Origin of the sequence: Pantoea brenneri (assembly GCF_038594305.1) — a bacterium.
GTDB classification, from domain to species: Bacteria; Pseudomonadota; Gammaproteobacteria; order Enterobacterales; family Enterobacteriaceae; genus Pantoea; species Pantoea brenneri.
Genome location: NZ_JBCGBG010000004.1, coordinates 183,168 through 198,214, shown reverse-complemented (window position 1 = coordinate 198,214; position 15,047 = coordinate 183,168). Strand labels below are relative to the sequence as shown.

Annotated in this window: 14 protein-coding genes; 8 read left to right on the top strand and 6 right to left on the bottom strand. The window is 57.5% G+C overall.

Translation table 11 applies throughout. The features are described 5' to 3' along the window. The first annotated feature begins 55 nt into the window (after window positions 1-55). The 5 genes from AABB92_RS17075 (at window position 56) to AABB92_RS17055 (ending at window position 5,078) form a co-directional block, all read left to right on the top strand. Window positions 56-1,027, top strand: coding sequence for a TRAP transporter substrate-binding protein (locus AABB92_RS17075; protein WP_046289249.1), 972 nt, complete (start codon window positions 56-58; stop codon window positions 1,025-1,027). 49 nt (window positions 1,028-1,076) lie between these two features. Then, on the top strand, window positions 1,077-1,583 hold the full coding sequence (locus AABB92_RS17070; RefSeq protein ID WP_031376523.1) for a TRAP transporter small permease: 507 nt from the start codon (window positions 1,077-1,079) through the stop codon (window positions 1,581-1,583). A 13-nt stretch (window positions 1,584-1,596) separates the two neighbouring features. Beyond that, entirely contained in the window at window positions 1,597-2,883 is a 1,287-nt protein-coding gene (locus AABB92_RS17065; RefSeq protein WP_031376522.1) for a TRAP transporter large permease, read from the top strand. Window positions 2,884-3,018: 135 nt separating this feature from the next. Continuing rightward, complete coding sequence (gene metC, locus AABB92_RS17060; RefSeq protein ID WP_046289250.1) at window positions 3,019-4,209, top strand: cystathionine beta-lyase; 1,191 nt, start codon at window positions 3,019-3,021, stop codon at window positions 4,207-4,209. 206 nt (window positions 4,210-4,415) lie between these two features. Then, on the top strand, window positions 4,416-5,078 hold the full coding sequence (locus AABB92_RS17055; RefSeq protein WP_031376521.1) for a DedA family protein: 663 nt from the start codon (window positions 4,416-4,418) through the stop codon (window positions 5,076-5,078). A gap of 33 nt (window positions 5,079-5,111) precedes the next feature. Here the strand turns inward: AABB92_RS17055 and AABB92_RS17050 are convergent, their stop codons facing one another. Then, window positions 5,112-6,020: an AraC family transcriptional regulator gene (locus AABB92_RS17050; protein WP_031376520.1), complete on the bottom strand. Its 909-nt coding sequence runs from the start codon at window positions 6,018-6,020 to the stop codon at window positions 5,112-5,114. Between the two features lie 204 nt (window positions 6,021-6,224). Between AABB92_RS17050 and dkgA the strand changes: the two genes are divergently transcribed. Beyond that, window positions 6,225-7,052 (top strand): 2,5-didehydrogluconate reductase DkgA, encoded by an 828-nt coding sequence (dkgA, locus tag AABB92_RS17045; protein WP_031376519.1) that lies wholly within the window; start codon window positions 6,225-6,227, stop codon window positions 7,050-7,052. Between the two features lie 102 nt (window positions 7,053-7,154). On the opposite strand, the gene ftsP is transcribed toward dkgA, so the two are convergent. From ftsP to AABB92_RS17025, 4 genes are all read right to left on the bottom strand, one after another. Then, window positions 7,155-8,585, bottom strand: a complete 1,431-nt coding sequence (gene ftsP, locus AABB92_RS17040) for a cell division protein FtsP (protein WP_031376518.1) — start codon at window positions 8,583-8,585, stop codon at window positions 7,155-7,157. A 145-nt stretch (window positions 8,586-8,730) separates the two neighbouring features. Then, on the bottom strand, window positions 8,731-9,468 hold the full coding sequence (locus tag AABB92_RS17035) for a 1-acylglycerol-3-phosphate O-acyltransferase (protein WP_031376517.1): 738 nt from the start codon (window positions 9,466-9,468) through the stop codon (window positions 8,731-8,733). Between the two features lie 45 nt (window positions 9,469-9,513). Then, window positions 9,514-11,787: a DNA topoisomerase IV subunit A gene (parC, locus tag AABB92_RS17030; RefSeq protein ID WP_031376516.1), complete on the bottom strand. Its 2,274-nt coding sequence runs from the start codon at window positions 11,785-11,787 to the stop codon at window positions 9,514-9,516. 167 nt (window positions 11,788-11,954) lie between these two features. Further along, window positions 11,955-12,722 (bottom strand): transporter substrate-binding domain-containing protein, encoded by a 768-nt coding sequence (locus AABB92_RS17025; protein WP_031376515.1) that lies wholly within the window; start codon window positions 12,720-12,722, stop codon window positions 11,955-11,957. Window positions 12,723-12,884: 162 nt separating this feature from the next. Here AABB92_RS17025 and AABB92_RS17020 point away from each other — a divergent pair, with 162 nt between their 5' ends. Together AABB92_RS17020 and AABB92_RS17015 are read left to right on the top strand one after the other, a co-directional pair. Next, window positions 12,885-13,466, top strand: a complete 582-nt coding sequence (locus tag AABB92_RS17020) for an NAD(P)H-dependent oxidoreductase (RefSeq protein WP_031376514.1) — start codon at window positions 12,885-12,887, stop codon at window positions 13,464-13,466. Between the two features lie 48 nt (window positions 13,467-13,514). Further along, the gene (locus AABB92_RS17015; RefSeq protein WP_031376513.1) at window positions 13,515-13,823 is read left to right on the top strand and encodes a putative quinol monooxygenase; all 309 of its coding nucleotides are present in this window, start codon (window positions 13,515-13,517) and stop codon (window positions 13,821-13,823) included. A gap of 300 nt (window positions 13,824-14,123) precedes the next feature. Here AABB92_RS17015 and AABB92_RS17010 read toward each other — a convergent pair whose 3' ends face one another. Then, window positions 14,124-15,023 (bottom strand): LysR substrate-binding domain-containing protein, encoded by a 900-nt coding sequence (locus AABB92_RS17010; protein WP_031376512.1) that lies wholly within the window; start codon window positions 15,021-15,023, stop codon window positions 14,124-14,126. Window positions 15,024-15,047 lie beyond the last annotated feature (24 nt).

Below are 15,047 nucleotides of genomic sequence, written 5' to 3'. Positions count from 1 at the left end.
TTGCTACACACGCCGGATTCCTGAGCGCCGCCCTTCTTCTGCTGGAGACAACATAATGAGAATGACCCAAACACGCCTGGCATGTGCCCTGGCGGCAATGATGGTGAGCGCCACCGCCTCGGCACAGGTGATTAAAGTGGCAGAAGTGCAGCCGGCTGGCTACCCCACCGTGGTGGCTTTGCAACACATGGGCGACAAACTGAAGCAGGCAACTGATGGACGGCTGGAGATGAAGCTCTATGCCGGCGGCGTGTTGGGCGATGAAGATCAGACCCTGCAGCAGGTGCAGCTGGGCGCAATCGATATGATCCGCGTATCGCTGGCACCGGTCACCAGCATTGCGCCGGAAACCAGCGTATTGACGCTGCCCTATGTTTTCCGCGACGTCGACCATATGCACAAAGTACTGGATGGCGAAATCGGCAAAGAGATTGCCGACAAATTCGATAAAGATCCCAACGCCCGGATGGTGTTTCTCGGCTGGACCGACGCCGGTGAACGCAACATGATTACCAAAAAACCGCTGGCGAAGCCCGAAGATCTGAAAGGCATGAAAATCCGGGTACAGAACAGCGCCATCTCCCTGGCCACGCTGAAAGCGATGGGTGCCAACCCGGTGGCGATGGGCGTCAGCGAAGTGTTCAGCGCCATGCAGACCGGCGTGGTTGACGGCACCGAGAATAACCCACCGACCTTTGTCGCCCATAACTATATGCCAGTCGCGAAGTACTACACCCTGAGCGGCCACTTCATTCAGCCAGAGATGATTCTGTTCTCGAAACGCGCCTGGGATCGTCTCAAGCCTGACGATCAGGCACTACTGAAGAAACTCGGTAAAGAGGCGCAGGATGAAGAGCGTCAGCTGTGGGCAACCTATACCGAACAGTCGATCGCGAAGATGAAAGCCGGCGGCGTCACCTTCCAGCAAACTGACCGCGACTATTTCGTCAAAGCCACCCAGCCGGTGCGCGATCAGTTTGGCGGCAAATATCAGGATCTGATGACCCGGATCGCTGACGTGAAATAACCCTTCCCGCGCCACACTGCCGTGTGGCGTGCTTAATCAGGTATCAATTATGGCTGCTTATACGCGTCTGATGGATGGGCTCTATCTGCTGTGCATGCTGGTTGCCGCCGTGGCGCTGATGATCATGGTAACGGTGATCCCGATTGGGATTTTTGCCCGCTACGTGATGAACGGGGCGCTCTCCTGGCCGGAACCGGTCGCCATTATCTGCATGATCATTTTTACCTTTATCGGCGCGCCGGTCGGCTTACGCGCCGGGACCCATATCTGCGTCTCAATGATGACCGATCGGCTGTCACCTGCCCTGCAGCGTCTGCTGCTGCGGGTCTGCGATCTGCTGATGATTATCACCTGCCTGGTAATCTTTCAGGCCAGCTACAGCCTGTGTGAAGCGATGTGGGTGCAGTCGCTGGCTTCGCTACCCGCCGTTACCTATGGCGAGATGTATCTGCCGATCCCGATTGGCGCGCTCTTTACCCTGCTGTTTGTTGTTGAGCGATTGCTGACCGGCGATCAAAGCCAGCGGCCGATTGTCACGCTGGGCGGCACCCACTAATCCGGAGCAGAAGATGGACGCATTGATTTTATTAGGCAGTTTGCTGGCGTTGCTGCTGGTGGGTTTTCCGGTGGCGTTTGCGGTCGGCCTGAGCGCCTTTATCGGCGCCTGGTGGATCGATCTGCCGCTGGAAGCGGTGGTGATTCAGATTACCAACGGCATTAACAAATTCTCGCTGTTGACCATTCCGTTCTTCATTCTCGCCGGGGCGATCATGGCTGAAGGCGGCATCGCCCGACGGCTGGTCAATTTCGCCTACATCTTTGTCGGCTTCATCCGCGGCGGCCTGTCGCTGGTGAATATCGTCGCCTCAACCTTCTTCGGCGCGATTTCCGGCTCATCGGTGGCCGATACCGCCTCGATCGGCTCGGTGATGATTCCGCAGATGGAAGAGAAAGGCTATCCGCGTGACTTCGCCGCCGCCGTTACCGCCAGCGGTTCGGTGCAGGCGGTATTAACCCCGCCCAGTCATAACTCAGTAATCTACTCGCTGGCCACCGGCGGGCTGGTCACCATCTCTTCGCTGTTTGTCGCCGGTATCTTACCTGGCCTGATGCTGGGTGGCTGTCTGATGATAATGTGCCTCGGTTTTGCCCGTAAACGCGGCTACCCGAAAGGCGAGCGGATCCCATTTCGTCAGGCGCTGAAGATCTTCTTTGATGCGTTCTGGGGCCTGTTCACCGTGGTGATCATTATGGGCGGGATTCTGTCCGGTATTTTCACCGCGTCGGAGTCTGCGGCGATTGCCTGTATCTGGGCCTTCTTCGTAACGATGTTTATCTATCGTGACTTTAAATGGAACCAGCTGCATATCCTGCTGTTCCGCACCATTAAAACCGTCACCATCGTGATGGTGCTGATCGCCTTCGCCGCCGGGTTTGGCGCGGTGATGACCTTTATGCAATTGCCGACCCTGATCACTGAAGCGTTTACCAGCCTGTCGGACAACAAGTATGTGATTCTGATGTGCATCAACATTCTGTTGCTGGTGGTCGGTACGCTGATGGATATGGCACCGCTGATTCTGATCCTCACGCCGGTGCTGCTGCCGGTCGCGACGACACTGGGCATCGATCCGGTTCACTTCGGCATGATCATGCTGACCAACCTCGGGATCGGCCTGATCACCCCGCCGGTTGGTACGGTACTGTTTGTCGCCAGTGCGGTCAGCAAGCAGAAAATCGAGCAGGTGGTCAGCGCGATGCTGCCGTTTTACGGCATGCTGTTTATTGTGCTGATGCTGATTACCTATATTCCGGCCATCTCCCTCTGGTTACCGCGCCTGATGGGCGTGATGTAGCGTCAACCAAATCGGGTCCGTTAGCGGGCCCGATTTTTATCCTGCGACGCACTCTGATAATCGCCATTGAGTCTCAACCCTGCTGGCCGTTTCGTGATAACGTGAAGGCTTAGGCAGAAGCGGCAAAGGCGACTCATGACCACCAAAAAAATTGATACCACACTCGTCAGTGCAGGACGCAGCAAGCGTTATACTCAGGGCTCGGTAAACAGCGTGATTCAGCGTGCCTCCTCGCTGGTTTTTGACACGGTTGCGGACAAAAAACGCGCCACCGCCGGTCGGGCAAAAGGCGAACTGTTTTATGGCCGCCGTGGTACCCTGACCCACTTTGCCCTGCAGGACGCCATGACCGAGCTGGAAGGCGGCGCGGGCTGTGTGCTCTACCCGTGCGGCGCGGCTGCGGTCGCTAACGCGATTCTGGCGTTTGTCAGCGCTGGCGATCACATATTGATGAGCGGCGCGGTCTATGAGCCGACGCAGGACTTCTGCCATAAAATTCTGCAAAAGATGCAGGTCTCGATCGGCTGGTTCGATCACTGCATTGGCAGCGAAATTGGTGCGCTGGTTCAGCCCAACACCCGGGTGGTGTTTCTGGAGTCGCCCGCCTCAATCACTATGGAAGTGCAGGATATTCCGGCCATCGTTGCGGCGGTTCGCGCCAAAGCACCCGACGCGATCATCATGATCGATAACACCTGGGCCGCCGGGATTCTGTTTAATGCCCTGGCACATGGAATCGATATCTCAATTCAGGCCGGCACCAAATATCTGATTGGGCACAGCGACGCGATGATCGGTACCGCCGTCGCCAATGCGCGCTGCATCGATCAGCTGCGTGAGAACTCCTATCTGATGGGCCAGATGGTTGATGCGGATACCGCCTATATGGCGAGCCGGGGTTTGCGCACGCTTGGCACCCGACTGCGTCAGCACGAAGAGAGCGCGCTTCAGGTGGCGGAGTGGCTGGCGGCGCGTCCTGAAGTCGAACGGGTTAACCATCCGGCGCTGGCGCAAAGTAAGGGCCACGCCTTCTGGCAGCGCGACTTCAACGGCAGCAGCGGGCTGTTCTCCTTTATCCTGAAACAGAAACTTAGCCCAGCGCAACTAGCGGAATATCTCGATCACTTCCATCATTTCAGCATGGCCTACTCGTGGGGCGGCTATGAATCGCTGATCCTGGCGAATCAGCCGGAGGAGCTGGCGGCGATTCGGCCGGCCGGTGGGGTCGATTTCACGGGCACGCTGGTACGACTGCATATTGGCCTTGAACATGTTGAGGATCTGCTCAACGACCTTGAGGCGGGTTTTGCGCGCCTGACGCGCTGAGTAAGCTAAACAGAAGATAAACGCGGTGGCCGCCGCCAGCAGAGATTGCCAGGCGGCGGCAAGATTATTGTTAAAATTTGTCCCGGACCGTTCAGGCGGCAGGCCGAAGGTGAAGCGCTGAGCTTCCGCAGAATAAGCAGGTTCAGCACTTTTCCGTCGCGGCAGCCTGACAGGCGGGTTTTCCTTGTGACGTGATGGAATAGCTAATGGGTGTTTTACACGAGATTGTCCACGCGCTCTGGCATCAGGATTTTGCCGCGCTGGCGAATCCGGATGTAGTGTGGGTGGTGTACGGCGTAATGTTCCTGACGCTGTTTCTGGAAAACGGACTGTTGCCGGCCTCTTTTCTGCCGGGCGACAGTCTGCTGCTGCTGGCGGGTGCCATGGTCGCCAAAGGGGTGATGGATTTCATTCCGACGATGGTGATCCTTACCACCGCCGCCAGTCTCGGCTGCTGGCTGAGTTATCTGCAGGGGCGCTGGCTGGGCAATACCCGGCTGGTCAAAAGCTGGCTGATGCACCTGCCCGCGCAATACCATCAGCGCGCCTGGAATATGTTTAACCGCCATGGCCTGATGGCGCTGCTGGTGGGTCGTTTTCTCGCCTTCATCCGCACTATTCTGCCGACCATGGCTGGCATTGCGGGCTTACAGAATGGCCGCTTCCAGCTGTTTAACTGGCTGAGCGGCGTCTTATGGGTCGGCATCGTGGTGGCGTTTGGCTATGGCATCAGCCAGGTACCGTTCATCAAGCGTCATGAAGATCAGGTGATGGCGATTCTGATGGTGCTGCCGATGGTATTACTGTTTCTCGGCCTGTTCGGCAGCATTATCGTGATCTGGAAGAAACGTCGCCAGAAACAGGCCTGACGTTATCCCTCTCTGGTGAGGACCCGCCGCCTGTCAGGCGGAAGGGTCCGCCACCGTCTGACGTACCCGACTCACTTCCTCGCCCGGCGTGACGCCAAAATAGCGCTTAAACTCGCGCGAAAACTGCGACGGGCTTTCATAGCCAACCCGCACCGCCGCCGCACTCGCTTTCAATCCATCATGCAGCATCAGCAGCCGCGCCTGATGCAGGCGGTAGCGTTTGAGATATTGCAGCGGGGAAGTCTGGGTCACTGCCTTAAAGTTGTGGTGAAACGCGGAGACGCTCATGTTCACCTCCGCCGCCAGCGCGTCGACGCTGAGATTATCGGCGAAGTGGTTTTCAATACGCCGCAGCGCACGGGCAATCTGACTGAACTGGGTCTGGCGACTCACCAGCGACAGCAGCGCGCCACCAATCGGGCCGGTCAGCACGTAATAGATTATCTCACGCACAATATGCGGCCCCAGTACCCGGGCATCGCGCGGCTGCGTCATCACATCCAGCAGGCGTTCCGCCGCACACAGCATCGGTTCGGTCAGCCACGCCGAGTGGATGCCGGAAGTCAGCGGCTGTGGCTGAAACTGTTCATCGTCACCAATCTCAATCAGCAGATCCTGCAGGCTGGCGGTATCGACATTCAGACACAAACCGGCGATCGGCACCTCCGGCGAGGCCCAGGTTTCACACTCAACCGGCAGCGGCACCGTGAGCATCAGGTACTTGCTGGCGTCGTACTGGAATACCGTACTGCCGAGATAGCCGGTTTTGCTGCCCTGAAACAGGATCACAATGCCGGGCTGATACATCATCGGCGTGCGCGGACGATACTGATTGGCATAAATCAGCGAAACATTACTGACCGGATAGAGGCGATCGCGGCCGTGGGTCATTAAGGTCACAACCTGCTGCGCCAGGCGGTGACACAGAGCATCATGTGCCATCCAGACTCCTTATCAGGACAAAAATTCAGTGTGCCGTGACACTGCCTGAACCGCCAGCAAATTGGAGAATCAGGCAAGAAGTTTGCCGGATCGGGCATGGCCATGCCGTCGCCCTCGTTCAGCCCGACAGGCAGGGTGTGAATTGTTGGCTAGACTTAAGCACAGTGAAATCTCACTGGTTAACTGCAACGGAAAGGAGCAACTATGGCAGACCAACCCATTATCAAACTGCACGATGGCAACATGATGCCGCAACTGGGACTGGGCGTGTGGCAGGCCAGTATTGAAGAAGCGCGTCAGGCGGTACTGAAAGCCTTACAGGTCGGCTATCGCTCGATTGATACCGCCGCCGCATATAAGAATGAGGAAGCGATTGGTCAGGCGCTGCAGGAAACCGACGTGCCGCGCGACGAGATTTTCGTCACCACCAAGCTGTGGAATGACGATCAGCAGAACGTTCAGCAGGCGATGGAAACCAGCCTGCAGAAACTGCAGCTGGAGCAGGTTGACCTCTATCTGATGCACTGGCCATGCCCGGAAAAGGATCACTACGTTGACGCCTGGAAGAAGATGATTGAGCTGCAGCAGCAGGGGCTGACCAAAAGTATTGGCGTCTGTAACTTCCATGAATCCCACCTTAAGCGCCTGCTGGATGAAACCGGCGTGACGCCGGTGGTTAACCAGATTGAGCTGCATCCGATGCTGCAGCAGCGCACGCTGCATGCCTGGAATGCGATGCACCAGATTCAGACCGAATCCTGGAGCCCGCTGGCACAGGGCGGTAAAGGCGTGTTTGATCAGGAGGTGATTAAATCGCTGGCCAAGAAATATGGCAAAACCCCGGCGCAGATCGTCATTCGCTGGCATCTGGATAGCGGCCTGGTGGTGATTCCGAAGTCAGTGACGCCGGCGCGTATCGAAGAGAACTTTAAGGTGTTTGATTTCCGGCTGGATAAGCATGAAGTCAGCGACATCACTAAGCTGGATAGCGGCAACCGTCTGGGGCCGGATCCGGAAACCTTTAACGGCTAAGCGGTAATACCGTTTAAGGCGCGGCGTGACGCGGTTCATTGCTGTTGTCGCACTAAAAAAAAGGGCAACGTCACGTTGCCCTTTTTCGTTACGCCGTACGGCTTACTGCGTCGGCTGCACCACCAGTTGACCGGCAGTTCCGCGGTCGGCCAGTTCCAGCGTCTGGCTGTAATAGACAAACGGGAAATGGTCTGACGAACTCTGCGGGAAGCTGACCATCAGTTCCACATCACCGTCGACCCACACCGTATCTTTCCAGCCACGATCCTCGCCCATCGGCTGCGCGCCATTGACGCTCTTAATCAGGAACATCACGCCCTGAATATGCAGCGCCTGGGGCCGATCGGCATGCACGATCCAGCGCTCAAAGGTGCCCTGCTGCGCGGTGGTATCAATACGGTTCATATCCCAGATCGCCCCGTTGATGCCCGGCATACTGTCGCCGATGCGGAATTCACGTGTGCGTACCGCCACCCCATCCAGAATCTGATCGGCCAGCAGCCGCATCGGCAGATTATCGGTGACCAGCGGCAGCAGGCCGGTGGGTCGTAAGGTCAGGATCAGGGTGGAGGTCAGGATGGAGGATGGCTCAAAGAAGCCGCGCAGCCGATCCATAATGCCCGCCGCGGTACCCGCAGTAATCGACACTTCATCGCCCTGCGACATATCGATCAGCACTTCGCGTCGTTCGCCCGGCGCCAGTGACAGACGCTGCACCGCAACCGGCGCAGGCAGATAGCCCTGATCGCTGGCTATCACCATAAACGGCCGGTTATCGCTCAGCACCATCTCATAACGTCGCGCATTCGAGGCGTTCAGCAGACGCAGACGCACCCAGCCACGCGAGACCTCAACAAACGGGTTACGCACGCCATTGACCAGCAGCGTATCACCGAGAAAGCCGCCATCCTGCGGTGGATCGTAAACCGGGGTGGCGAAGTTATCGAGCCGCTTGTCCTGAATGATGATCGGGAAGTCATCGACGCCGTAATGTTTTGGCAGCGGCAACTGCTTGCTGACCTCATCTTCAATCAGCCACATGCCCGCCAGCCCGTTGTAGATATGCGGCGCCATGCGGTTTGGCGTATTGGCGTGATACCAGCAGGTCGAGGCGGCCTGACGAATAGGCAGGACCGGCGCCCAGTCGACGCCGGCTGACATCATGCGCGGTGCGCCGCCCATCAGCGCGCCCGGTAACTGCAGGCCGCTGACGGTCATTGAAACCGGCTCATTGAGGCGATTGCTGTAGATCAGCTTCACATCGTCGCCGCTGTAGACGCGCACCGTCGGGCCGAGATAGAGGCCATTGATGCCCCACACCGGCACTTTGTTGTTGTCGCCATTGAATGACCAGTGGCTGCGCTGCATGGTCAAAAACAGCGGCTGACCGCGACGGGATTCCAGCAAGGGCGGAATCGGAAGTGGCGTATCACCATTGGCGGCGGACGCGGCACGGGCCGTATGAGGCATAACACCGGCGCTAAGCGCCACTCCAGCAGAAAGCTGGATAAACTGACGTCTGCTGAAAGACATAAAACTTCTGACCTTTTACGCGTGGCGCTGACGCGCCAACCCTGTTTTTATTGCTGTTATGTGCTGTGCTGCGTTCACGGCGAGCGGTTAATCACCGCTCGCCGGACGGCATCCCTGCAGGCGAATTCGGCGAAGCGATCGCCGGTCAGATTTTACCGTTTTTTTCGCGTTCTTCGACTTCGGCGTTGAGCTCTTCCAGCTTCGCCGCCATCATTTCACGGCAATGGGTTGCCAGCTTACGCACCGAGGAGGACTCGAATTGTTTAACGTCAACCGGTGGCAGCATCTCAACGATGACCAGCCCATTGTTCCAGCGGTTCAGTTTGATCTTACCGTGGGTATTGGACACCACAATCGGGATGATCGGAACGCCAGCCGCAACCGCAGCATGGAACGCACCGGTTTTAAACGGCAGTAAACCGCGGCCGCGACTGCGGGTGCCTTCCGGAAACATCCAGAACGAGATGCGCTTACGGTTAAACTGATCGACCAGCTGGCCAATCGTGCCGTGCGCTTTAGCCCGGTTATCCCGGTCGATCAGCAGATTACCGGTCAGCCAGTAGAGCAGACCAAAAAACGGTACCCACAACAGGCTCTTTTTGCCGACCGTCACCGTGGTTGGCTGCACGATTTTGGCGGCGGTCACCATGTCATAGTTGTTCTGGTGGTTAGCGATATAGATCGCATTGCCGTAGTTGTCAGCGCCTTCCGGACGGCGCAGTTCTACTTTAAGCCCTAATACCGTCGACAATTTACCGAACAGACGACCAAAAGTGGCGACGTGGCGCGGATTGCGCGGTGAAAAAAGACACCAGATACAGCCAAACACAGAGACTAATATCGAATAAATTACCACGATAATGGTACGCAGTATCAGTAACATAGTTCCCTCATTGAGCCACGGCTGACACAGCGTCAGCCGGGTAGTTTACGCGTCGCTGTCCGGGCTGGCCGGACGCGCAGGGGCATCCAGTTCAACACGATCAATTTTTTGCAGGCCGCGCGGCAGCAGTGTGCCACGGCGTCCACGGTCGGCGCGGAATTTCTGCAGCTCTTCACTGCGCAGCAGCATCTTACGCTTGCCAACATGCAGGGTGATGGCGCTGCCTGGCGGCAGAATCATCAGCCACGCCAGCTTATCCTGACCGGCGGCAGCTTCAGCGGCGGGGATCGAGATAATCTTGTTGCCTTTGCCCTTCGACATTTGCGGCAGTTCGCCTACCGGGAACATCAGCATCCGTCCCGCCTGCGTAATCGCCAGCAGCATGTCATCTTCATGATGCACCGCCATCGGTGTCATCACATGGGCGTTTTCCGGCAGCGTCAGCAGCGCTTTACCGGCGCGGTTACGGGAGACCAGATCGGCAAAGGTGCAGATAAAGCCATAGCCCGCATCAGAGGCCATCAGTAATCGCTGTTCATCCGGCTCCATCAGCACCTGCTCAACCACCGCACCCGGCGGCGGCGTCAGCTTACCGGTCAGCGGCTCGCCCTGTCCGCGTGCCGACGGCAGGGAGGTCGGATCCAGCGTGTAGCTGCGGCCGGTGGAGTCGATAAAGGCCACCGGCTGGTTGCTCTTACCGCGTGCGGCCGCCAGATAACTGTCGCCCGCTTTATAGCTCAGCCCGGCAGGATCGATATCATGCCCTTTGGCGCTGCGTACCCAGCCCATCTGCGACAGCACAATGGTCACCGGCTCAGACGGAATCAGCTCGGTTTCGCTCAGCGCTTTCGCTTCTTCACGTTCGCGCAGCGGAGAACGACGCTCGTCGCCATAGCTGGCGCTGTCGGCCTGTAACTCTTTCTTCAGCAGGGTGTTCATCTTGCGTTCAGAAGCCAGCGTTGCCTGCAGCTGATCGCGTTCTTTCTCCAGCTCGGCCTGCTCAGCGCGGATCTTCACCTCTTCCAGCTTCGCCAGGTGGCGTAACTTCAGTTCGAGGATCGATTCGGCCTGGGTTTCACTCAGCTCAAAACGTGACATCAGTACCGGCTTCGGCTCATCTTCGGTACGGATGATGTGGATCACTTCATCAATATTGAGGAAGGCCACCAGCAAACCGTCGAGGATATGCAGACGACGCAGCACGCGGTCGAGCCGGTGATTAAGGCGACGTTTTACCGTATCACGGCGGAACACCAGCCATTCCGACAGGATTTCGTGCAGGTTTTTAACCGCCGGACGGTTGTCCAGGCCAATCATGTTGAGGTTAACCCGGTAGCTTTTTTCCAGATCGGTGGTGGCAAACAGGTGGTTCATCACCTGATCCAGATCGACCCGGTTAGAGCGTGGCACGATCACCAGACGGGTCGGATTCTCATGATCCGATTCGTCACGCAGATCCTCGACCATCGGCAACTTTTTGTTGCGCATCTGGTTGGCGATCTGTTCCAGAACCCGCGCACCTGACACCTGATGCGGCAGCGCGGTGATCACCACTTCGCCCTCTTCCTTCTTCCATACCGCGCGCTGGCGAATAGAGCCACGCCCGTTCTGATAGATTTTGCGGATCTCGTCGCGTGGCGTAATGATCTCCGCCTCGGTCGGATAATCCGGGCCCTGCACGATATCCAGCAGCGCATCCAGCGTGGTTTTAGGATGGTCGATCAGGGTGATCGCCGCCTGCGCCACTTCACGCAGGTTATGCGGTGGAATATCGGTCGCCATACCGACCGCGATACCGGTGGTGCCGTTCAGCAGAATGTTCGGCAACCGCGCCGGCAGCATCTTCGGCTCCTGCAGGGTGCCATCAAAGTTCGGCTGGTAATCGACCGTTCCCTGACCCAACTCACCCAGCAGCAGTTCAGCATATTTTGACAGGCGTGATTCGGTGTAACGCATCGCGGCAAAGGACTTAGGATCGTCCGGTGCACCCCAGTTACCCTGTCCATCCACCAGCGGATAGCGATAAGAGAACGGCTGCGCCATTAATACCATCGCTTCATAGCAGGCGCTGTCGCCGTGCGGATGGTATTTACCCAGCACGTCACCCACGGTACGCGCCGATTTTTTAAATTTGGCGCTGGCGGTGAGGCCCAGTTCGGACATTGCGTAGATAATGCGTCGCTGTACCGGCTTTAACCCGTCACCAATGTAGGGCAACGCGCGGTCCATGATGACGTACATCGAATAGTTTAAGTACGCATTCTCAGTAAATGTGTGCAGGGCAAGACGCTCTGCACCATCCTGCGTCAGTTCACTCATTAATTTCTCATCCTCACATCGTGGCCCACAACGGCGGGACACCCGGCGGTGGTTTGGCGAGGATAGTACCTTATTCGCCGGTGTTAGTCACAGGGGAAGCGCGCGGTGACGGGCGGTCAGCTGGCGCTGATTACGCCGTCAGCAGCGCGAAGATCAGGCGGATTGCATTACGGCTGTGCACCTATCCACTGCCGGGCGATCTCACGGTACTCACCGGTGGCGGTGCTGAGGTGTAACCACTGATCGACATAGAGTTTCCAGCTGATGTCATCGCGCGGGATCATGTAGGCCTTTTCACCATATTGTAGCGGCCGATCGGCATTGATCGCACACAGCGTCGGGAAGCGCTGCTGCTGATAGCGCGCCTCAGAGGCATCGGTAATCATCACATCGGCGTGGTTATCGACCAGTTGCTGGAAGATGGTGACGTTATCGTGGAACAGGGTTAGCGAGGCCTGCGGCAGATGGCTGTGAACGAAGGCTTCGTTGGTGCCGCCCGCCGGCTCCACCAGACGGACCTGCGGGCGATTGAGCTGCTCCAGCGTCTGATAGCGGTCTTTATCGGCACAGCGCACCAGCGGGATTTTGCCGTCTACGCCCAGCGGCTGAGCGAACCAGGCGGTCTGCTGCCGCTTCAGGGTAACGGATACGCCACCCAGCGCGATATCACACTGCTTCGCCAGAAAATCGGGCATCAGGGTTTTCCAGCTGGTGGCAACCCATTCTACTTTCGCGCCCAGTGAGGCGGCCAGCGCCTTCGCCATGCTGATATCCAGCCCTTCATACTGGCCGTCGGGACGCAGAAAGCTGTAAGGCTTGTAGTCACCGGTGGTACAGACTTTCAGCACTTTACTGCTGAGAACACTATCCAGACGCGACTGTGCCTGAGCGGCACCGGTGGCCAGCAACAGAGCAAGGATGACGGTTTTTTTCATTATTGTGTTTTCTTTGGCAGGTTGGTTTGCGTACTGAATGGTGCCATAAATCGGCGTATTGTTGCCGCTACAGCAAAAGTGTTGTGATCAGCCTCCCATTTCTCTGTCGCCGCTTCGCGCGTAAGCTGAGCGTCATACACAGAAAACGGAGCACATATTCGAATGAGTAAGATCTTAATTATCGACGGCGGCAAAACGTTTGCCCACTCGAAAGGCGAACTGAACCACACCCTGACCGACGTCGCCGCCAGCCAGCTGCGCGATATGGGCCACGAAGTCTCTGTCACCGTGGCGGACAGCGACTACGTGGTGGCTGACGAAGTACAAAAATATGTCGACAGCGATGTGGTCATTTATCAGATGCCAGGCTGGTGGATGGGTGAACCCTGGACCGTTAAGCGCTACATTGATGAAGTCTTTACCGAAGGTCACGGTTCGCTGTACGCCAGTGATGGTCGCACCCGCTCTGACGCCGCCAAAAAATATGGTTCCGGCGGTCTGCTGCAGGGCAAAAAATATATGCTGTCACTGACCTGGAACGCGCCGCTGCAGGCCTTTACCGATCCGGAGCAGTTCTTTGAAGGCGTTGGCGTGGATGGGCTTTACCTGCACTTCCATAAAGCCAACCAGTTCCTGGGTATGGAAGCCCTGCCGACCTTTATCTGTAATGACGTGATCAAGCAGCCTGACGTGCCGCGTGACATTGCGGCCTATCGTGCCCACCTGACGCGCGTTTTTGGCTAAGCCAGGCTGCCGTTAAGCTTCACTCCCCCGCGAAAGAGGAATCCGCGAATGTTAACAGTCGTTGCTGAAATTTGTGTAAAACCCGGCCGCCGTCAGGCGGTGCTTGAGGCCGTAAAAGCGCTGATCCCGACCGTGCTGCAGGAAGAGGGATGCCACCAGTATGATGCGCTGCTGGACCATCAGGCACAGGTGCCGTGGAAACAGAACTCGCCGGACTCCATTTTTATGCTGGAACAGTGGGAAACGCTGCGTCATCTGGAGCAGCATCAGCAGATGCCGCACATGGATGCGCATCGCGCCATCATTAAAGATGATGTGCTGGATGTGAAAATTCTGGTGCTGGAACCCAGCGCCTGATGATTGCTGAAGCCCTGCCCTCTGTTCTGTAACCGGGGCAGAGTCTGGTAATAAGCCTGAAGCAGGGTGCCTCTCGCAGCGATAAATTAGCTCAACGCGCAGGAAATAAGGTCAGAAGAGGAAAGCGTCCGGCGCCAGAGACGGCGCGGGCCGAGCGTTCCATAGATGGCGGTTGTTGCGCCTTTCCGATCTGACCCTGTTCCCTGCGCATGCACTTTCCCACAGCGAATCCAGCCAGATATTGTCAGCATCCTCCAACCTCTGCCCCGTGGCAGGGGTTTTTTATTATGTCATCAAAGCTCACAGCAGCTGGCGACGGTCGATCTCGGTGCGAAGAAAATCGAGAAAGCAGCCAATACGTGAGGAGAGCGTGGTGTTGCGATAGTAGACCGCGTGAACCGGCAGCCGCAGTTCGCGGGTTTCATCGGGCAATACCGGCACCAGCCGTCCGGCGGCGCAATCTTCCCGGCTGACAAAGTCGGAGAGGCGCGCAATGCCCTGCCCGGCCAGCGCCAGTTGCCGGATGGTTTCACCACTGGAGGCGGAGAGCGTCGGCTTGATCCGCATAAACTCGCCGTCGGGCTGCCAGACCGGCCAGACGTTGTGATTATCAAGATGGCTGAAACCGATGATCTGATGCTGTTCAAGATCGGCGACGGTTTGCGGCGTGCCGGCTTTCGCCAGATAGGCCGGGCTGGCCATCAGACGAATGGCACTGCTGCCCAGCATCCGCGCCCGCAGCGTAGAATCGCGCAGTTCACCAATGCGAATGGCGACGTCGGTTTGCTGCTCCAGCAGATCGATCAGGATATCGTCGGTATTGAGTTCCAGCTGAATCAGCGGATATTGCGCGCGGAACGCATCCACCAGCGGCACAATCACGTGCAGCATAAACGGGGTGGCGGCATTGATCCGTAATCGCCCTGAAGGCATTTCACGTCGCTGGGCAATCTGCTCTTCCGCCTGCTCTACCGACGCCAGAATCTGACGCGCATGCTCCAGAAACACCTGCCCTTCCTCTGTCAGTGCCAGCCGGCGGGTGGTGCGATGCAGCAGGGTAGTCTGCAGTTTGCTCTCCAGCCGGCTTAAGGCGCGACTGATGCCTGAACTGGTCTGCGCCAGCTGGTCGGCCGCGGCGGTAATCGATCCGCTATCCACCACGGCAACCCAGGCGCGTAACTCTTCCAGTGTAATTTTCACAATCGCTGCTGTCTCTGCTGTGTG